This window comes from Synechococcus sp. CS-197, assembly GCF_025128215.1.
Lineage (GTDB): Bacteria > Cyanobacteriota > Cyanobacteriia > PCC-6307 > Cyanobiaceae > Synechococcus_C.
Genome location: NZ_JAHLZC010000017.1, coordinates 1 through 19328, shown reverse-complemented (window position 1 = coordinate 19328; position 19328 = coordinate 1). Strand labels below are relative to the sequence as shown.

The window sequence follows — 19328 nt, the reverse complement described above, 5'->3', positions numbered from 1 at the left end:
GGCATGAGCGGAGCAACTCCGCTCACGCTAGGGGGCTTGGTCAGGCAAAGAGATGGAAATCGTCGAGACCGAATTGGCCATCACCACCGACGATGAAGTCAAACTCTGGAGCCCGCCCAATCACCTCGGCATAGCTGGCCCCTTGGCGCAGCAGGTCATCAGCGGCTCCCACCAGGCTGGCGTCGCCTTCCGCGTCGTTGCTGAGGGCCCAGAACATCATTCCGCCAAGTCCCTTTTTGTCCACATAGGCCGCTTTACCGGCAATGGTGGCGGTGGTTTCCATCGAACTCCATTCGTCCCCGTCGTAGAGGAATGCGGCCTTGTTGTCGTCATCCCAGTAGAGAATTCGAGAGCCCGTCACAACATCGTCGAGCAGATCCTTGTAGTCGTAAACACCGGCCTCGAATGAGCCGGCGGCATCACGACCCGAACCAGGTTGCTGATAACCGAAGGTTCCTCCATCCGACACATTGCCCCAGGCACGGGTGTAAGCCGGAGCGCCTAAGACCACCTTGCTCAGATCCACACCAGCACTCTCAAAAACATCCACAGCACCCGTGATGTCGTAGTTGTTGGCATCACCGGTCATCGCAGCCTGATGGCCCGTGACGTTCTCCCAGCCACCGTGGAAGTCATAGGTCATCACGTTGTAGAAATCGACGTAGGGGTCAATGCCTTCGAGGTTGAGGTTGGCCAGCTTCTCTTGACCACCGGCCGTGGCAATCGACACCTCAAAGTCGCGCCCGGTTTCGGCGGAAAGATCATCGAGAGCGGAGCGCAGGTCGCGCAGCACCAACGCGAAGTTTTCACCATCGCTGGCGGACACCGCATTGCCAGCCTTGCCACCGCCACCTGGGTATTCCCAGTCAAAATCGACCACGTTGAAGAAGTCGTAGGTTTCGAAAATGCGCACCGTTTCGCTAACAAATTTGTCGCGTCCTTCCTGGGTGGCGTAGGCGGTGCTGAATTCATCGGACAGGGTCCAACCGCCAAGAGCGAAACCAAGGTTGACCTCCGGATTGAGTTCCTTGAAGCGACGCAATTGCTCGAAGTTACCGGCATCGTTATCTCCAACACCGTTCCAACCCACGGGAACCGAGGTCACCGTGATCGAGTCACCGCTCTCGCTGGTGGTGTAGCGCCCTGAGTTTTCGTAGATGTCCAGCAGCTCCGGTGCCATAGCGGCGTACTCACTGGTGCTGAAGGTGCGACTGACCTGATCGGACTGGGAGAAGCGTTTCTGCAGGGCGGCGTAGGGATCGAACAAGGTGATCGACCCATCCGCCTTCACATCAAAGAAGCTGTAATTCATGTGGGTCATCGACTGACCATCGACATCCGACAAGTTGACGTCACGGCCGTAGATGCCCCACTCCTCGAAATAGGTCACCACCCGTTTGTCTGTTGTGCCGTTGGGGCGCTCGTAATCGATGGTGACCGTGCCGCCTTCTGTAACGGGGACGCCTTGTGTGACGGGGACGCCTTCAGGCAGTGGACTGTCTTCCGCGATCACACCGCCCTCTGTGGGTGGGCTGTCCTCACTGACCGCAGGCTCGCCACCAGAGGGATTTACATCAGGGGTCACACTGCTGGTGGCAGCGAGATCGAACACCTGATTCGGATCAGCGAAGTCACCGGAGCCCTGGTAGTAGGAGCTTTGTGCGGCGCCTGCGGCCAAAGGTGCTGACCAAGACTTAGGCATCAGGGTGATGGCGTAGCGGCCATCGTCACGGAGGGTGTTGGTGAATTCGAAGTTGCTGACGCTCTTCAACGGTGCATCGGAGACAAAGCTCACCGACCAATCCGTGCCGAGCGATTCAGCCGTGTTGTTCGTGACGATGACATTCCCAGCGAAGGTCCCCGACCAACCACCGGTGATGGTGGCCGAAACCTCCAAGCCGGAGGAACTTGATTCAATGTCAACGGAGGGCTCAGGTTCGCTGGGCATGTCCATGTTCATCTCAGAAGCGGTGTCCATGTCGGGCTCCATCTCCATCGATCCGTGCTCGCCCGTGGAATGGCTGTCGTGGGGGGGCTGGGCATTCACCGCCTCAGCACCGGATTGCGTCTGGAAGCCATCGGTCTGTTCACCTTCAGGAGCGGCTGGGGTCCGCAGAACGGTGCGGTCTTTAAGCGTCAACGCCTCAACCTCGCGATCAAAGGGGATTTCCAGGTTGTCTTCGACGATCTGATCGAAATGGAATTCCAGACTGGCGCTCGGGATGTCACCCAGGTTGGTGTTCTCAAAGATGAAGGTCTGCCCGGTGGGTTCGGTCTTAATCACCAAGTCAACACCCTCCTGCGTAACAGAAAGAAGCTCGCGCGTGCCGTAATAGAGAAAGCTGATCTTGTCTGTAGCAGGATTGAAGTCAGTAATGGTCTCGACTTTGCCGTATTCGTGAGAACGGATGTAAGTCGTCCTCTCTCGATCGGGATTTTCAACATCAAAAGCAGGGCCAAAGCCCGTTTCCCAGGACACAACACCACCGAGGTCTTGGCGCAGGTGCTCGTTGCCGACCACGCCGTAATCCTCAAGATCCAACATGTCGTAGGTCACACCCACAAGGGTCATCTTCTGGGCGTCATTCCAAGGGCTCAGGAAGGTGACATAACCCTCTTCCGTTTTGCCGAGAATCAGGTTGTGAACAGACTGACCACCAAAGTCCAAACTGTCGGTACCAGGACGGAAGTCAGTGACCTCCCCTGAATACACATCAACCGCGAAAACGCGTGCGGGTGCATCGCTCACCGATGCTTCATCCGCGGTGCTGTTCTCTGTATCGGAGTTCTCCCCAGGGGATTGGGTGTTGCCATCAGCACTCGTCTCTCCATCCGATTGAGACCCCGAACTGTCCACACCGGAGTCGGTAAAGAACAGTGCGTCCGTGAGTGGTCCACTGTTCGCCAGGCCAACACTGACAGCGTTAAAGCTGACATCAATGCTCTGGCCGGCACCGATCGTGCTGTTCCAGGCCGCAGGGGTCAGCGTCACCCTGTAGCCGCCACCCTCGAGGGCCTCAACCACCGCTGCGCCAGCCCAGCTCTGGAAGTCGCTGTGCGGCGTTTCAAAACTCACCGACCAGTTATCAATCGCACTGTCGGTTGGATTGGTGATCGTGAGCGTTCCACTCATCCCTCCCCAATACAAGGTTCCACTGGCCTGCAGAAGCAGGTTGCCTGCGGCAGAAGCCATAACACGAATCCAAATACCCTGGAATCATGAACAAAAAGCCGCCTGCAAGTGAACCCTTCATCTGCAGGGTTACCAGAAAGATTCAGACAAACCCATTCACATTTCAGGCACACTTCAGGCTTTTCTCAGGCCATCGCAACTGAAACATGACTCATTCCTTGCGGCATTGAATCAGCGGCTGATTGTCGACAACGACGAACCAGAAAATTACACCCGCAAACAAAAAACCTTCTCCGAGGAGGAGAAGGTTGATTGATCGCACATTGAGCGAGGCGATGAACGCCCTCAAATAGTCATTCCTGGATCGGCCATGACCATCCCAGGCATGGGGAAGCCCGAAACGTCAGTGAGCTCTCCATCGCCATTGAGGTCAATAGCGAAGGCCACTTCTAAACCGCGGCTAATGGCTTTCTCCTCAGAGATCCAACGCCCACGGCCAAATAGTTCGCCCTCCTCGTCAAAACGGAACACCCGGAATTGACCATCACGGTCTCCCTCGCCTTCAGCGAGAACCCTGAAACCACCGCCGAAGGCATCCTTCGCCGCAAGAAAGTCCCACCAATCTGACGTGGCATCAGACAGCGCCTTACCGGAACGTCGAACAAGAGCAATGAGCCCGTCTCCACGAGCAATGGCATAGCCAGAATCATTGCCAATCAGCTCGAGCGATTCTGAGGCCAAGGGATTAGCCACATCCATCAGCTGACCCGTGACGACATCGGAGGACATGGCTGACATGTTCATTTCCATCTCCATTCCCGATCCCATCTCCATCCCGACCTCCATCGGCATCTCCATTCGCGCTCCCATCTCCATCCCCATGTCCATGTCCATGTCCATGTCCATCCCCATCTCCATCGTCATCGACGCCTGGGCGGGAGCGAAGAAATTGCTCCGAGTCAGTGAACCGCTATTAGGCATCCCTTCGCCCTGCGCATTGAAGCTGATGGAAATCTCTCCATTGGCAGGAATGCTGTCATTCCAATCAGCAGGCGTGAATGTCACACGATTGAGACCGTTTCCGGCATCCTCAACGGTTGCATTACCAGCCCAACTCTGAAACTGATCATGAGGAGTGAGAAATGACACTTCCCAGTCGTCAACGGCAAATCCCATGGGGTTCCTGACAATCAGATTGCCACCCATACCGCCACCCCACCAAAGGGATCCATCCACTTCAAGCTGAAGGCAGCTGTTGTGCACATTGGAGCCACCGGGCAGATTCATCACCACCTTGGTGAGATCGGGAGGCGTCATATCCATATCCATGCCCATATCCATGTCCATATCCATATCCATGCCCATATCCATGTCCATGGGCATACCGGAGCCCATCTCCTGAGGCGTCTGCTCAGAAGCCTGTTGCTGTTCAGCACGTTCCTGAATCTGACGCGTGCTCTCTTCCAAACTCCTGGGCTGACCGGGGGCTTCTCCGGAGGCTGTTACAAAAGCCCCCACACGCGTTTGAAAACCATCGGTAGGGCCGCCCTCTGGCGTGAAGAGCATGGTGCGGTTCACCAGGGAAAGCTGCTCAGGCTGGAAGCCGAACGCTCTGTCGAGAAGATCCTCCTGGATCTGATCGAAATGGAACTCCAGATTGGCGCCGATCAGCTCTTCTTTTTGAACGCCTTTGAAAACGAAACGCTGACCAATTGGCTCCGAACTGATCACCAGGTCGGCGCCTTCATTCACAACTGAAAGGCGCTCCCTGGTCCCAAAATAGAGGAAATTGATCTTGTCTGTGACAGGATCAAAATTCTCAATCGTCGTGACACTGTCCCGTTCATGGGAACGAATGTAAACCGTGCTCTCTCGATCGGGATTACCAGGATCAAAGGCAGGGCCAATACCCTTTTCCCAGGAAAAAACGCCACCGATATCTCCCCGTAGGTGCTCATTACCAACGGGAGCGAAATTGCCTTCGCTCAGGTCACTCCATTGAATTCCCTGACCATTGGCACCAAGAATCCGCTGAAACTGATTGGGCTGCCATGGGTAAACAATCGTGGCCGTTCCGTCAGGCTCCTGACCAAGAATCAGGCTGTGAACAGAAATGTTGCCGAAATCCAGTTGATCATTCGCAGGATCGAAGTTGGTGATGTCCTGAGAAAAATTGCCGACTTTGATGAGAGCCATGAATTCATGTTGCTCAAGGCCCCGTCATCGTTGCCCCGTTCTCAGATCCCAAGAACCCTGCAATCCAAGGGTTTGCGGCCTCATCCAGATGCACCCTCTGCCATGGATGTCACCATCTGGTCGCATTCAACGAGCATCCAGTCGCAACCTCTGCACGACGAACGCATCAATCGATCGCAATCACAGCCATGTCCTTGGATTTCAAGGGCGCCCAAGAAACACAGTTGATGAGGATCTCACACCTATCAAACGAGTCGCGCGCCAGTCATTCAACTGGTTCTGATTTCATTAATCCACCCAATGACGCCGAATGCCCTCAACGGCAGCGGCGGTTCGATCCCTCACGTTCAACTTGCGCATGATGGATTGCACATGCCCTCTGGCCGTGGTCTCTGCAATCGAGAGCGCCTCGCCAATCCCCTTATTTGTAAAACCGTTGCAGAGCAGCTGAAGAACCCGGCGCTCCTGCTCCGACAGAACGTGGATCCCACTGAGTTCGTACTGCCTGAGGGCATAAGGGATCGAAGGATCCACAAAGCGCACTCCCGCCAGGATCGACTCCACCGCATTCACGATCGACATCAGATCAAGACTGGGGCGGGCCAGCACCACATCCGCAGGACTGGCCATCACCTCTTTCAGCCTCGGAGAGTCGATTTGCTCCAACGTGAACACGGTGGCGATTGGCGACTGAGGCACTGATCGCTGCTTGAGATCAGCCACAAGCGCTAGCCCATCACCGCTTTCCAGGTGCTCACTGACGAAGGCCAACAGGGGACCACGAACGTCATCGAGACAGGCCAACGCTTCTTGCTGCGTCGTGGCAATTCCGACGAGACGGCTGGGGTGCTCGGTGTGGTGCAGAGCAAAACAACTGGCCAGAGCCAGGGCATAAGGGCGGTTGTCCGTCGCCACCAGAATCCGGTGATGCTGAGACAGATCCTGCAGGTGCTCATTGAGAGTGCGGAAGGAATCGTCAATGGAGATCAACATGCACCCACTCCCTTTCTGATCACCTCTTCAGCATGGGCACTCCCGTTGCGGCACCGCCAGACGAAATGGCCCGATTGACCGGCTTTCCCTACCGATGAGAGGGAGATCCCTCCAGCGCGAATCAGCCGCCAACGAGAGCACTAACCTTCCCTCACCGTTGAACTGTTTCCATGACGAGTACTGAACCAGGGTCTCAACGCTGCGCGCTTTGCCAGGTCGAGATTCAGGGAGACGGATCAACCAGTGATCGCGTGCTCTTCAGCCGAGGGACACCCGGCACTCGCAGCAAACTCTGGGCGCGGGTCTGTCAGTACCTCAAAAGCGACGAACAGAAGCAGCAGTGCATCAACCAGGACCCCGGTCTGCGCGGAGAGTCGATGCCCGGTGATGGATTTGAGGAAATCAGCGCGATTCAGCTCGGGGAGAGCAGCGAAACCTGAAGGAGTGCGCTCAGCGTGCACGGATCCCAATCAGGCATGTTTTCTGAGGATGGTGTGGACGCTTCTCTGCGAAATGTCTAGACGTAAGCGTGTCACGTCCTGACCGCCTCGTCATGCGTTTGATCCAGAGAGCCGCCACTGGCCTGCTCGCCTTTTCCACCGTCGCTCTGGTGGCTTGCCAAAACAAAGACGCTGATAACAAACCAGGATCACAATCCTCAGGATCAACCCCAGCACAATCAACAAGCAGCGTCTTCGACACCGGCAAGCTGCGCGCTGTTGTGATCGGCGATGCCCTGCCGATGGTGAAAAAGAACGGTGACACCTACGACGGCCTTTCGTTCGTGGTTCTCGAGGCCGTCCGCGATCAACTCAATGTCTCCCCGCTGAAAAAAGACAAAGACATTGAGATTGAACCCGTTGCCGTTGGCTCGGCGCAGGAAGGACTCAACAAGATCCGTTCCGGATCCGCTGATATCGCCTGTGGCGTGGCCTTCAGCTGGAAGCGCCAACGCACCCTCACTTACACCCTTCCCTTCGCCATGGGTGGCGTGAGGGTTCTGGCCCCGAAAGGCAACGATGGAACCCCCGACAGCCTCAATGGGCAGACGGTGGGGGTGGTGAAAGACAGCGTGGCTGCCAACGTGCTCGCCTCATCCGTGGATGACGCCTCCTTCCAGTTCTTCAACACCCCCGACGAAGCGCTTGCCGCCCTGAAGGACGGAACAGTGAAGATTCTCGGCGGCGACAGTCTCTGGCTGAAGGCCAACCAAGAAGCAACCGCTCCCGAAGCAGCGTTGGTCCCCGCCCTTCCCTATGCACGCTCCGGCATTGGCTGCGTCGTGGCTGGAACCACACCCAAGCTCTTGAACATGAGCAACCTGGCCATCGGGCGTCTGCTCTCGGCCTATGTCAACGACAACGACGAAGTGCGCACGGAGATCAACTCCTGGATCGGCAGTGGCAGCACCTTGGGCCTGAGTGATGACCAGATCGGCAGCTTCTTCACGATCGTGTTGTCCACGGCAGCCGAATTCAACAAGCAGTCCTGACCCTGCCTCGTTCATCCATTCCTCTTTTTGAACCATGAACAAAACCAGTCTGCTGAGCCTTGCCGCCGTCCTCGCGACCAGCGCCGTTCTCTGCGAGTCCTCGAAAGCCGCCGTGCATCGCGAGCCTGATCTCGGCAATGCGCTCGAACAGCGCATTGAACGGATGGGAACCAAGGCCTGGGCTCTCCTTGAGAGCAACGGCATCACCGGCACCACTCCCGACTCCATCGCCAGGGCCTGGGGCAACGGCGGTGGCCGGGCCTGGGGCAACGGTGGCCGGGCCTGGGGCAACGGTGGCCGGGGCTTTGCGAATGGCGGCGGCGGCGGCGGCTTCGCCAATGGCTACCGCGGTGGGTTCGCAAACTGGTGAACGCATCCGATTACGGCCCCATTGGTCTTCTGGTGATCCAGTCGACCTCCCTCTGCAATCTCGACTGCAGCTACTGCTATCTGCCAGATCGGCAAAAGCGGAACATCTTCAACCTCCAGCAGCAGCTCCCCCTGCTGCTGGAGCGGGTGTATGAAAGCCCGTTTTGGGGCCCCCACCTTTCGATTCTCTGGCACGCCGGAGAACCCCTCACGCTGCCAACTGCGTTTTACGACGAAGCCAGCACCATCATCCATCGGGAAACGGCCGATCTTCAGGGCCAGGGGGTAGTGATTGAACAGCACATCCAGACCAATGCCACGTTGATTAACGACGCCTGGTGTGAGTGCTTCCAACGCAACAACATCGTCGTCGGCGTGAGCATCGACGGTCCTGAAGACATTCACAACAGCCACAGGCGATTCCGCAACGGCCTGGGATCCCATGGGCACACCCTGAAGGGCATCCGCACCCTCAGGAAGCACAACATCGACTTTCACGCGATCGCCGTGCTTACAGAGGATGCTCTCGATCAACCCGATCGCATGTACACCTTCTTCCGCGATGAGGGGATCCATGCACTGGGCTTCAACGTGGAGGAGCAGGAGGGTGTTCATACCAACTCCTCGATGCAGGGGCTGGTCAAGGAGCGTCGTTACCGCGAATTTCTCTCCCGTTTCTGGGCTCTCAATCAACAGGATGGGTTTCCTTTGCGAATCCGGGAATTCGATCAAGTGATGGGCATGATCGCCGGCGGTCAACGCCTGCTTCAGAACGAAATGAATCGCCCCTACGCGATTCTGAGCGTGGACTCGAACGGTAACTTTTCCACCTTCGACCCTGAGCTGCTCTCGGTGGAAACGGAGCGCTATGGATTGTTCAATCTGGGCAATATCCGCGATCTCTCGCTCTTGGATGCCACTGAAGGCGCCGCATTCCAACGCCTGCTGCAGGAGATGCGGGCCGGAACCGATCGCTGTCGGCAAACCTGTGAGTACTACGGATTCTGTGGAGGCGGAAACGGCAGCAACAAATACTGGGAGCACGGAAGTCTCGATGCGGCCGAAACCTGCGCATGCCGCTTTTCAAGCCAGATTCCTGTTGATGTGGTGCTCAACAAATTGGAACTGGCAACAGCCTCCAGCCCCTGAAGAACTCGCGCAACGACATCCACCCCGCCAATCCACAGCCGCCATGCTCATCCAACCCAAAACAGCCGCCATCACCCTTTGCGTCACAGCCATGTCCGGCGCGCTCTCGATGGCACCGCAAGCTCACGCCGGTTGTTCTTTTCTGATGCCAATCGGAGGCAATGGCAACGGACCCAAGCCCCACATCGTCAAGAAAAAGGTTGAACGTCCCAAGGGCTTGGTCGGTAAAGCCGTCGGGAGAACAAATTGGAACACCGATTTTGTTGTCAACCAGCCCTATAAAACCTTCAAGCTCTTTTTCACAGCCGACTCAACCGATGGCAACCCGGGTGCCTATCCGATCGAGGCCTATCTAAAATTCACAGACGGCAGCAACCTCAGGGTCGTCCAGGAATCCATGAAGCCCCCAACGGGCACCGGTGCTCAATTTGGACCGTTCACTGTGCCGTCCGGGAAAGCCGTGAGTCAGGTGAATTTCAAAATCGGCGCAAACAATGATCCAGGAGCCACAGGCTTCAGCTACCGAATCTCAGTTCAAGGGTGCAATTAGTCAACGCGCTGAAAGGGTCTGGGCTTGGCCCTGGGGAACCTCCATCGCTTACATTGAAAGAGGCCTGGTGAGTTCCTCTCTCCGGGAGGGTGATCACAGCATCAACCATCGGGCCTGAGCCCGAGTCACCGTCTCGACGAGCCCTTGCCCCATCCACTTCTACCGGACATCACTCCTGTCGCTGCCAGCACAGCGGCGGCTCACGGCTTTGAGCTGGTGGAGATCCAGATTCTCACGCACCTACAACCGATGACGGTGCAGGTGCAGATCCGTCGCACTGATGGTTCTGATGTGTCTCTCGACGATTGCGCAGGCTTCAGTGGGCCCATGGGTGAAGCGCTCGAGTCGCAAGCTCTGCTCACCGAGGCGTATGTTCTGGAGATCAGCAGCCCTGGAATCGGGGAACAGCTCCAGAGCGATCGGGACTTTCAGACGTTCCGCAGCTACCCAGTTGAAGTCCTCTATCGCGATGACGAAGGCAGGGAGCAACGGCAACAGGGCTCCTTGCTCGAACGCAATGCCGACCACGTCCAGGTCAATGTGCGCGGGCGCATTAAACGCATCGCCAGAGCCTCTGTGATTTCTGTTCAGCTCATCAGTCCTACCGGCTGAGTCCACCCCACCGCACGTTCCCTTCGTTCTCTTCACACTCACCACCCGATGGCTCTCGTTCTTCTTCCCGGCCTCAGCAACCTGATCGAAGACATCAGTGAAGAGAAGAAGCTTCCCCCACAAGTGGTTGAAGCGGCGTTGAGGGAAGCACTCCTCAAGGGCTATGAGCGTTATCGACGCACGCTTTACCTCGGCGTGGGTGAAGACCCGTTTGATGAGGAGTATTTCAGCAATTTCGATGTTGCCCTCGACCTCGACGAAGAGGGTTATCGCGTGCTCGCCAGCAAGATCATTGTTGATGAAGTGGAAAGTGAGGATCATCAGATTGCCCTGGCAGAGGTGATGCAGGTCGCCGATGACGCCCAATCCGGTGACACCGTTGTGCTCGATGTCACCCCGGAAAAAGAAGACTTCGGGCGGATGGCAGCAGCCACCACGAAGCAGGTGCTCGCCCAGAAGTTGCGGGACCAGCAACGTCGGATGATCCAAGAGGAGTTCGCCGATCTGGAGGATCCCGTCCTCACCGCCCGCGTGATCCGCTTTGAACGCCAATCCGTGATCATGGCCGTGAGCTCAGGCCTGGGCCGTCCGGAAGTGGAGGCCGAGTTACCGCGACGGGATCAGCTCCCTAACGACAATTACCGCGCCAATGCCACCTTCAAGGTCTTTTTGAAGGAGGTCAGCGAAGTCCCAAGACGAGGTCCCCAGCTGTTCGTGAGCCGAGCCAACGCAGGGCTCGTGGTGTATCTGTTCGAGAACGAAGTTCCCGAGATCCAGGAAGGCTCCGTGCGCATCGTGGCCGTCGCCAGGGAAGCCAATCCTCCGTCCCGCTCCGTTGGCCCCCGCACCAAAGTGGCCGTGGACAGCATCGAACGGGAGGTGGATCCCGTCGGTGCCTGCATCGGTGCACGCGGCTCCAGGATTCAGCAGGTTGTGAACGAACTGCGTGGCGAGAAGATCGACGTGATTCGCTGGTCGTCTGATCCTGGTCAGTACATCGCCAACTCGCTCAGTCCGGCCCGGGTTGACGTGGTGCGTCTCGTCGACCCCGTCGGTCAGCATGCCCACGTTTTGGTCCCGCCCGATCAACTGAGCCTGGCCATTGGACGCGAAGGCCAAAACGTTCGTCTCGCAGCTCGTCTGACGGGCTGGAAAATCGACATCAAGAACGCCAGCGAATACGACCAAGCTTCAGAGGACGCCGTGGTGGCAGAACTGATTGCCCAACGGGAGCAAGAAGAGGCGCTTCAGCGAGAAGCTGAAGAGCGGCTTGCTGCCGAACAGGCCGCCAGAGCCGAGGAAGATGCCCGACTGCGCGAGCTCTATCCCCTCCCCGAAGACGAAGAGGAGTATGGCGACGAAACGGCTGAGGACGTTGTGATGTCTGAGGGTGAGGCCGCCGACACCAGCGAAGTCACGCCTGAATCCAGCGAATCCGCAGAGGACGGGGCCCGGTGAAACCACAACGCCCTATCCTGAGACGTTGTGTCGCCTGCCGTCTGCTGCTGGATCGCAGCCTTCTCTGGCGGATTGTGCGTGACCATCGGGATGGGGTTCTCCTTGACCACGGAATGGGCCGTTCGGCCTATCTCTGTCCTCAGGAGAGCTGTCTCGAAGAAGCACAACGTCGGAAACGACTGCAGAAAGCCCTGCGATGCCAGGTGCCTGACACCGTGATGGCGACGTTGAAGCAGCGACTTGTTCCTGATCAGGAGACAGTCGCTGAGGCAAGATGAACACTGGCCCCACCTTGAGTGGTGCCCCGAGGCACACCGTGCCCGGACCGACCGGAGACCTGAATGACCAGCAGCGGCAAAGTCAGAATCTATGAGCTGTCCAAGGACCTTGGTCTGGACAACAAAGACGTGCTGGATGCCGCTGAGAAGCTGTCCATTGCGGCCAAGAGTCACAGCAGCTCGATCAGCGAAACGGAAGCTGGCAAGATCCGCAGCCTTCTGAAGGCCGGAAGCGCACCCCGCGCTGCAGCCTCCCCCTCCAAGCCTGCGCCAGGCAAGGCGATCCTCTCCGTTCAGAAAGCAGGTTCCGGCAGCAACTCTCCGGCACGCCCCGAGCAACCCAAGCCCGCGGCCAGCAGCCCCCCTGCCGCACCGGCAGCGCCGACCAAAGCGAAATCACCCCAGCAGCCGCCGGCACGGCCTGCAGCCCCCTCAAGACCTGCGGCGCCGAAAGCCTCTGCAACACAGACCAGCGCCCCTCAAAAACCGGTGGTGCGCCAGCAACCAACGGCGCAGCAACCGGTTCCCAGACCGAAACCAAAAACGGCACCGGAGCGCACCGTCAGCCGCCCTCCCTCACCACCTGCGCGCCCAGTTCCCCAGCAACCCTCCCCTCCTTCAGCGAAACCTCGCGGTACCGCTCCGATCCGCCGGGCTGCTCCAAACGATGCCCCACGGCCGGCGAATGCTCCCCCGAGCCGTCCCCAACCCAAAACCCCTGTCAACAGGACGGCCCCCCCGCCGCAGCGCCCCGCTGCCAAGCCCGAACTGGTCGGCCGCCCCCAACCCAGGCGGCCAGAGGGACCTCCAACCCGACAAGGCGCAGGACCCGGCTCTCCAAGACCGGCTGTTAGCCCTCGCCCCAGTGCGCCAGGGAGTCAGCGGAACATGCCCCAAAGGCCGGCCGGAGCCCAACGTCCTGGAGCGCCCACGCGGCCCGGGACAGGTGCAGGCCGTCCCTCTCGCCCCGGTGGCAACACGCTCGAACTCGTCGGCAAGCCGATCCGCAGAGATGGCAGCGGCAACAGAGGTGAGGGTGGCCGTCCTCCAGGGGGAGCACGCCCCGCAGGGGGCGGTAACCGTCCAGCCATGCCCCCTGGCATGCGCAAACCGGTTGCACCCGGCGAGCTCATGCAGCTCCAGAAACCATCAGGACGTCCAGGTGTTCCCCCGCCGAGACGGCCCGACGGCACCCCTGTCACCCCGAGAGGAGACGGTCCAAAAGCAACTCCGCCGGTCTCGCGCCCGACGGCAACGCCGCCATCGCCGGCGACTGCCCCAAGGCGTCCTGGAGGCTTCAGGCCCGGAGCTGGGCCTGGAGGGCAACGTCGCCCCGGACGTCCCGACTGGGATGACAGCGCCAAGCTGGATGCGCTGCGCAACCGTTCACCGCAGAAGCAGCGTCAAAAAGTCCACATCATCGGGGAGAACGACGATTCCCTGGCTGCACAGACCGGAGGATTTGCCGGCGAGCAGCAAAACATGGTGCTGTCGGCCAGCCTGGCGCGCCCATCCAAGCCGAAATCCCAGCAGAAGGCTGCGCCGAAACCGGTGGCAGCGATGCGCAAGCGCCGCAAGGAAACCACGCGCCAGCGCCAGCGGAGGCGTGCCATGGAGCTGCGGGCAGCCCGTGAAGCCAAGCAGGTCAGGCCCGAAATGATCGTGGTGCCGGAGGACAACCTCACGGTTCAGGAGCTGGCCGACATGTTGAGTGTCGAAAGCTCGGAAATCATCAAATCCCTCTTCTTCAAGGGAATCATCGCCACGGTCACCCAGTCTCTCGATATGCCCACGATCGAGACCGTGGCTGAGGAGTTCGGCGTTCCTGTGCTTCAGGACGACGTCGAAGAGGCCGCGAAGAAGACCGTGGAGATGATCGAGGAACAAGACCTCGAACATCTCATCCGCCGCCCTCCCGTGGTCACGGTCATGGGCCACGTGGATCACGGCAAAACCAGCTTGCTCGACGCAATCCGCAAGGCGCGTGTGGCAGCGGGCGAAGCCGGTGGCATCACCCAGCACATTGGTGCCTATCAGGTGGAGATCGAGCACAGCGGCGAACCTCGCAGGCTCACCTTCCTCGACACTCCTGGCCACGAAGCGTTCACAGCCATGCGTGCCCGCGGCACGAAGGTCACAGACGTGGCGGTTCTGGTTGTGGCAGCCGACGATGGAGTGCGGCCTCAAACGCTTGAAGCCATCAGCCACGCCCGTGCTGCCGAAGTGCCCATCGTTGTGGCGATCAACAAGATCGACAAAGAAGGTGCCTCACCAGATCGGGTGAAGCAGGAGCTGTCAGAGCAGAACCTCCTGGCCGAGGAGTGGGGTGGTGATGTGGTGATGGTGCCTGTGAGTGCCATCAAGTCGGAGAACATCGACAAACTGCTTGAGATGCTCCTGCTGGTCACGGAGGTTGAGGATCTCCAGGCCAATCCCGATCGCCTGGCCCGTGGCACGGTGATTGAGGCACACCTCGACAAGGCCAAGGGTCCTGTGGCCACCCTGCTGGTTCAGAACGGAACACTGCGCACGGGTGATGTGGTGGCGGCTGGTCCTGTGCTCGGCAAGGTTCGAGCCATGGTCGACGACGCCAGCGTTCGTCTCAAGGAAGCAGGCCCATCCTGTGCAGTTGAAGCGCTTGGATTCAGCGAAGTGCCAACGGCCGGGGATGAGTTTGAGGTCTATCCGGATGAAAAGTCAGCCCGTGCCGTGGTGGGCGACCGTGCCTCCGATGCCAGGGCGACCCGGTTGGCCCAGCAGATGGCTTCACGGCGTGTCTCTCTCACCGCCATGTCCGGTCAGGCGAACGACGGCGATCTCAAGGAGCTCAATCTGATCCTCAAGGCCGATGTCCAGGGCTCGGTTGAAGCCATTCTTGGCTCTCTCGAGCAGTTACCGAAGGATGAAGTTCAGGTGAGAGTGCTGCTCTCGGCCCCTGGCGAAATCACAGAAACCGATGTCGACCTGGCTGCAGCCTCTGGAGCCGTGATTGTGGGCTTCAACACCTCCATGGCCTCCGGAGCACGAAAGGCTGCGGATGCCAACGGTGTTGACGTGCGTGATTACGACGTGATCTACAAGCTCCTGGAGGACATCCAACTGGCCATGGAAGGCCTGCTGGAACCGGAGCTCGTGGAAGAGGCCCTGGGCGAAGCCGAGGTGCGTGCCGTGTTCACGATCGGCAAGAGCGCTGTGGCCGGCTGCTACGTCACCACAGGAAAACTGCAGCGGAACTGCAAGGTTCGTGTGCACCGCGGGAAGGAGATCGTCTACGCCGGCGACCTCGACTCCCTGCGCCGCAACAAAGACGACGTCAAAGAAGTGGCGACTGGATTCGAGTGCGGCGTCGGCACGGATCGCTTTGCCAACTGGCAGGACGGTGACCGGATCGAAGCCTTCAAGATGGTCACCCAGCGCCGCAAGCTCACCACCTGATGATCACTCGCCGAGAGCCGCTCCTCTGGCTTCAGCTCATGGCCCTGGCCGTGATTCCGCTGGAGCTCGAGCTGCTCAGGCTCATCTTGTCTGGCAGCACGTTTGGGCCTTCTCCCGCCCTCGAGCGCCTCTTGGTGTGGAGTCTGTCGGTGGTGGCGCCTGGGTACTGGCTGGTGCAACGGCCAGTGGACTGGGGATCATTGCTGCTGGTGCGCCAGCCTCTCTCAACCCGACAGGTTGATCAGCGACGGCTCAGCGCGCTTCAAGACTCGATTGCACTGCGCAGCGCCACCGTGTTCGGCATGGTTCTTCTGCTGATGGCGTTCTGGTGGATCGACCGTTCAGCCCTCCTGGTGATCGAGCTTTCGCCTCTGAAAGATGGGAGCAGGCTCACGGGGTTGCTGCTCTCAGGCCTGGTTCTCTCTCTGCTTCTGTGGCAGTGGCAACAGCTCTGTTCCGCCGTTTGGCTGCTCACCCGTCCCGACGAGAGCGTTCTTGCCACGACGCCCCTCAGCGACGATCAGATGCGCAGCCATCGGACCAGTTTTGGCTTCGGAGTGCTCATACTCCCGACCCTCACATGGCCATCCCCGAACGCAAGCTCAGGGCTCGGTTCTGGGCCGATCGAACCAGAGCAGGCTTCCGAACAGAACGACGGCTCCGATCTGGATCAACAAGTCGCTGGGGACGACGGGGTTGCCGGCACTGAGCCGGAACGCCATCACGAAGAGCCCGAGCCCGCCGGAACCGAACAAAGCGACCCAGAGGAGACGTCTGAGCCCCCTCCAGGGAGTTCGTGACTCCTGGAGGAGTCTCTGTCGCATGGCCGGATCCAGATCTCTGCCGTCCTGTTGATCGGATGTCACGGACAATGCGCGAGGTCCTGAATGTTAATTTCCTTAGGTCGCCGATGTAGCTCAGCTGGTAGAGCAACGCTTTCGTAAAGCGTGGGTCGCCTGTTCAAGTCAGGTCATCGGCTTGAAACGTCTGTTGCTTTCCGCACCTGAGCCGTTGTTCAGCACCCTGAATCCATCAGGCTGCTGAGATTGATTCAAACGGTTCATGGATTCGGAAAGCGACTCCAGCCGCATGCTCAAACGACTGCACCGCAGTCATATGAACGATGCAGCCCTCGACGAGGTCTTCATCGTGTTGAGTGTGGGGGCGAGCCTGATCGCCACGCTCGGACTGCTGGCGAACAGCGCTGCTGTTGTGATCGGCGCCATGGTGGTGGCCCCGTGGATCATGCCGCTGCGGGCGGCTGCGTTTGCGATTCTGCTTGGAGAGGTTCAACTGCTGGGGCGGTCGCTGCGCACCTTGATGGTGGGGGTGGTGAGCACCACGGTGTTGTCTCTGGTGCTGGGAGCTCTTGCGGATCTCCCGCGATTCGGCACTGAAGTGCTAACCCGCACAACACCGAACCTGCTGGATCTCGGTATCGCCCTGGTGGCGGGTGGCCTCGCCACCTACGCCAAGCTGCGCAGCGATGCGGTGAGCTCCCTCGCCGGAACGGCCATTGCCGTGGCTCTGGTTCCGCCAGTGTGCGTGATGGGACTGCTGCTTTCACAGCAACAGTGGAACGATGCTGCAGGGGCTGGACTGCTGTTTGCCACCAACCTGCTGGGCATCCTCACCGGTGGCCTTGTGCTGATGGCCTGGAAGGATCCCGAATTCAGACAGGTGTTCCGGCGCAGTCACCTCAGCGCTGCGAGCTTCACCCTCACCGGTCTGCTCCTCCTCCCACTGGGAAGCAGTTTTTTCAATCTCCTGGACAGAGCCCGGAAGGACAGCACCCGGGACATGCTGCAAGAGACCATCGAGAGCTTTCTGACGCGGGAGACGTTGACCTTCGGTGATCGGGAATCTGTGGATGTGGAGCGTGTTGATATCGCCTGGAATCAGAATCCGCCGGTCATCCGCGTCATCGTGCGGGTTTCGGATCCAGACCTGCCCAGTTTCAAGCAGGTCTCGGCGGTACAGAAAGCAATCAACCGACGGCAAAACCGTCGTTTTCGGTTGGTCGTGCAGCGCACTGCAGTGGATGTTGTCGGTCCTGAAGTCGCTCCAAATCCTGAGACACCGGCAACAGAACCAGAGTTGGCGCCTGCACCTGAGCCGGAACAATCCATTGCTCCGATCGAACCAAACGCCAACTCAGCGGGGAACAACCTGGAGATTGAGGCACTGCTGCCTGGAACAGCCAATCCACAACAAACGATTCCCTCCGAGGAGGGGGCTTTCCGATCCAACTGACGCTGAATCTTTGGGAGACTTCAGCCTCAGGCTTTCTCGATCAACCGATGGCGGGAGCTTCCAGAGCCACAGGAGTGGACTCAACAGCAGCCAGGTCGAGGTTGGCGCGGTTGAGCACATCAACCCGGGTGTTCAGGACGCGGCCCGGACCATCACCCCGTTCAGGCATAAGGTCCGCTGATGAAACAACCCGGACGGCGCGACTTTCTGCGGCTCATGGCCGCCGCCGCATCGGCTTCGGCCTTGGAGGCCCTGCTGAGGCAGGCGACTGCGCAACCTCTCGCTTCAGGGCAGTCCAGTTCCCCCCAAGCACAAAACAACCCTGTCAGGATTGGACTGATCAGCGATCTCAACCGCTCCTACGGCAGCACCAGCTATGGCTCCACTGTTGAACGGGGCGTGAGCCTTCTGTTGCAGCAGAAGCCCGATCTGGTGATTTGTGCCGGTGACATGGTGGCTGGCCAGAAGACGTCGCTCACCGACCGCCAGCTCGCAGCGATGTGGGAAGGCTTTCAGGTCTCTGTCCAACGGCCACTGCAGACAGCCGGCATTCCACTTCTGCCAGCGATCGGAAATCACGATGCATCAAGCCAGCGGTTTCAGGGCCGCTACATCTACGCACGGGAGCGCCAGCAAGCTTCATTCTTCTGGAACCAGCATCGTGATGCGCTGTCACCAGGACTGACAGAAGCGATCAATTTTCCATTCCAGTACGCATGGCATGGACCTGGTCTTTTCCTCGTTGTGATGGATGCCTCATCCGCAACTGTGAGCAGTGCACAGCGGCAATGGCTCTCCCGCGCTTTAAACGCGCCGCAGCGACACAAGGATGACCTCTGTCTTGTCGTGGGCCACCTGCCACTAACGGCCTTCAGCCAAGGCCGGGCGCGCGCTGGCGAATGCATCCACGACGCCGGATCGCTGGCTGCCGAATTGCGCCAGGCACAGGTGGATCTTGTTATCTCAGGGCATCACCATGCCTGGTATCCCGCCGAAGCCCTGGGCCTCCGACTCCTGAGCCTGGGTGCCATGGGCAGTGGCCCGAGGCGACTGCTCGGCAGCAACATCGCTTCAGCGGCCTCGCTCACACTGCTGGATTGGTCTGTTTCCGATCAATGCATCTCAGAGAGAACACTGAACCTCAACACACTCTCTGAGATGCAGCCAGACCTGCTCCCAACAACCATTGTTGCGCCTGGTTTTGCTGAGGCACGTCGACGCAGTACCCAGTGGCAGCGCACGCAACGCGGATAGGTCGTCAATCCCAATAAACCAACAAAAAGCCCCCACCTTTCGGTGGGGGCTTTCCGATTCAACTGACGCTGAATCTTTTGGAGACTTCAGCCTCAGCCGATGGCGGGTGCTTGCAGAGCCACAGGAGTGGACTCAGCAGCAGCCAGGTCGAGGGGG

General features: G+C 59.1%; 15 protein-coding genes, 1 tRNA gene and 2 pseudogenes. 13 read left to right on the top strand and 5 right to left on the bottom strand.

Annotated features, from left to right (window positions below; all coding sequences use genetic code 11):
* Positions 1-40 precede the first annotated feature (40 nt).
* The 3 genes from KQ296_RS07025 to KQ296_RS07015 all read right to left on the bottom strand — a co-directional run bounded on the left by KQ296_RS07025 (position 41) and on the right by KQ296_RS07015 (position 6322).
* Positions 41-3193, bottom strand: coding sequence for a glycosyl hydrolase family 18 protein (locus KQ296_RS07025; RefSeq protein ID WP_011933959.1), 3153 nt, complete (start codon positions 3191-3193; stop codon positions 41-43).
* A 285-nt stretch (positions 3194-3478) separates the two neighbouring features.
* On the bottom strand, positions 3479-5329 hold the full coding sequence (locus KQ296_RS07020) for a cellulose binding domain-containing protein (RefSeq protein WP_011933960.1): 1851 nt from the start codon (positions 5327-5329) through the stop codon (positions 3479-3481).
* A 288-nt stretch (positions 5330-5617) separates the two neighbouring features.
* A complete protein-coding gene (locus KQ296_RS07015; RefSeq protein WP_011933961.1) occupies positions 5618-6322 on the bottom strand; it encodes a response regulator transcription factor in 705 nt (234 codons plus the stop codon).
* Positions 6323-6492: 170 nt separating this feature from the next.
* On the opposite strand from KQ296_RS07015, the gene KQ296_RS07010 reads away from it, so the two are divergent.
* From KQ296_RS07010 to KQ296_RS06965, 10 genes and pseudogenes are all read left to right on the top strand, one after another.
* Positions 6493-6762: a hypothetical protein gene (locus KQ296_RS07010; protein WP_041428675.1), complete on the top strand. Its 270-nt coding sequence runs from the start codon at positions 6493-6495 to the stop codon at positions 6760-6762.
* Positions 6763-6875: 113 nt separating this feature from the next.
* The gene (gene grrP / locus KQ296_RS07005; RefSeq protein WP_011933963.1) at positions 6876-7814 is read left to right on the top strand and encodes an extracellular substrate binding-like orphan protein GrrP; all 939 of its coding nucleotides are present in this window, start codon (positions 6876-6878) and stop codon (positions 7812-7814) included.
* Between the two features lie 34 nt (positions 7815-7848).
* Complete coding sequence (gene grrA / locus KQ296_RS07000) at positions 7849-8184, top strand: GrrA/OscA1 family cyclophane-containing rSAM-modified RiPP (protein ID WP_011933964.1); 336 nt, start codon at positions 7849-7851, stop codon at positions 8182-8184.
* Positions 8181-9332, top strand: coding sequence for a cyclophane-forming radical SAM/SPASM peptide maturase GrrM/OscB (gene grrM / locus KQ296_RS06995; protein WP_011933965.1), 1152 nt, complete (start codon positions 8181-8183; stop codon positions 9330-9332). The genes grrA and grrM overlap by 4 nt, the downstream gene beginning before the upstream one ends.
* Positions 9333-9375: 43 nt before the next feature.
* Entirely contained in the window at positions 9376-9882 is a 507-nt protein-coding gene (locus tag KQ296_RS06990) for a hypothetical protein (protein WP_011933966.1), read from the top strand.
* Between the two features lie 144 nt (positions 9883-10026).
* Complete coding sequence (gene rimP, locus KQ296_RS06985; protein ID WP_011933967.1) at positions 10027-10494, top strand: ribosome maturation factor RimP; 468 nt, start codon at positions 10027-10029, stop codon at positions 10492-10494.
* 48 nt (positions 10495-10542) lie between these two features.
* The gene (gene nusA / locus KQ296_RS06980; protein WP_011933968.1) at positions 10543-11952 is read left to right on the top strand and encodes a transcription termination factor NusA; all 1410 of its coding nucleotides are present in this window, start codon (positions 10543-10545) and stop codon (positions 11950-11952) included.
* On the top strand, positions 11949-12230 hold the full coding sequence (locus KQ296_RS06975; protein ID WP_011933969.1) for a YlxR family protein: 282 nt from the start codon (positions 11949-11951) through the stop codon (positions 12228-12230). Before nusA ends, KQ296_RS06975 begins: the two co-directional genes overlap by 4 nt.
* A 63-nt stretch (positions 12231-12293) precedes the next feature.
* Positions 12294-15665, top strand: coding sequence for a translation initiation factor IF-2 (infB, locus tag KQ296_RS06970; RefSeq protein WP_011933970.1), 3372 nt, complete (start codon positions 12294-12296; stop codon positions 15663-15665).
* Positions 15665-16219, top strand: a pseudogene (locus KQ296_RS06965) (low-complexity tail membrane protein); the annotation flags it as partial. The gene infB and the pseudogene KQ296_RS06965, both read left to right, overlap by 1 nt.
* A gap of 48 nt (positions 16220-16267) precedes the next feature.
* Here the strand turns inward: KQ296_RS06965 and KQ296_RS06960 are convergent.
* Positions 16268-16489 carry a DUF3493 domain-containing protein gene (locus tag KQ296_RS06960; protein WP_186473456.1) on the bottom strand — a complete coding sequence of 74 codons (222 nt, stop codon included), beginning with the start codon at positions 16487-16489 and terminating at the stop codon, positions 16268-16270.
* 82 nt (positions 16490-16571) lie between these two features.
* Here KQ296_RS06960 and KQ296_RS06955 point away from each other — a divergent pair.
* Positions 16572-16644 (top strand) — tRNA-Thr (locus tag KQ296_RS06955).
* An 83-nt stretch (positions 16645-16727) separates the two neighbouring features.
* Positions 16728-17918: a DUF389 domain-containing protein gene (locus tag KQ296_RS06950; protein ID WP_011933972.1), complete on the top strand. Its 1191-nt coding sequence runs from the start codon at positions 16728-16730 to the stop codon at positions 17916-17918.
* Positions 17919-17958: 40 nt separating this feature from the next.
* Here KQ296_RS06950 and KQ296_RS06945 read toward each other — a convergent pair.
* A pseudogene (locus KQ296_RS06945) lies at positions 17959-18072 on the bottom strand (photosystem II q(b) protein); the annotation flags it as partial.
* A 26-nt stretch (positions 18073-18098) separates the two neighbouring features.
* On the opposite strand from KQ296_RS06945, the gene KQ296_RS06940 reads away from it, so the two are divergent.
* On the top strand, positions 18099-19172 hold the full coding sequence (locus tag KQ296_RS06940; protein ID WP_011933974.1) for a metallophosphoesterase: 1074 nt from the start codon (positions 18099-18101) through the stop codon (positions 19170-19172).
* Positions 19173-19328: the final 156 nt, after the last annotated feature.